Annotated in this window: 1 protein-coding gene; it reads right to left on the bottom strand. The window is 57.1% G+C overall.

Features of this window, described 5'->3' with window-relative positions; translation table 11 throughout:
- Positions 1-688: IS5 family transposase (locus tag JYJ39_RS13960; protein WP_205205266.1), on the bottom strand; the 688-nt coding region annotated here is incomplete at its 3' end.
- Between the last annotated feature and the right edge of the window lie 76 nt (positions 689-764).

Raw genomic sequence — 764 nt, forward strand, 5'->3', positions numbered from 1 at the left:
CCACATCCACCGCCAAGCCATTCCGATTCTCCATCAGGGCGTGACCCATGAAGCAGAGCCTGGCTTTATCGCCCTTGGATTTCTTGAACAGACGGGCATCCGGATCGGTGGTCGAGGCATGCGTGTCGTTCTTGCGCTCTTCACCCGTGAAATCCACCGTTGCATTACGGCCGCCATCCTCCGGTGGCTTGCCGGAACCATCCTTGGCCTTGAAACTCTTCGCCGACGCCCAGGCTTCAATCAGCGTGCCATCGACCGAGAAGTGCTCGGACGAGACCAGCCCGTGCCACTGCGCCAAACCCAGCACCTTGCCGAAGAAGGCGCGCGCCACCGTTTCGTTGAGCAGGCGGTCCCGATTCTTCGTGAACGTACTGTGATCCCAGACCTTGTCATCCATATTCAGGCCAACAAACCAGCGATAGAGCAGGTTGTAGTCAATGTGCTGCACCAGTTGCCGCTCAGACCGAATCGAGTACAACGTCTGGATCAGACTGGCCCGCAGCAGCCGCTCCGGCGGAATCGACGGGCGCCCCGTCTTGGCGTACAGTTCTTCGAAGTCCGCATGCAGCGTCGCCAGAAGACCATCTACCAGCATCCGCAATTTGCGCAACGGATGAGAGGCAGGAATCCGCTGCTCCAAGGTTCGGTAGCTGAACATCTCCGATTGGGTTATGTCGGCACTGCGCATGAAATCGCTATCTCGTTGAATTCGAAAGACAAATTATACCATTTGCATGGAATTTGCGGGGTTTTTCAACGGCCTG

Origin of the sequence: Azonexus hydrophilus (genome assembly GCF_905120355.1) — a bacterium.
Lineage (GTDB): Bacteria > Pseudomonadota > Gammaproteobacteria > Burkholderiales > Rhodocyclaceae > Azonexus.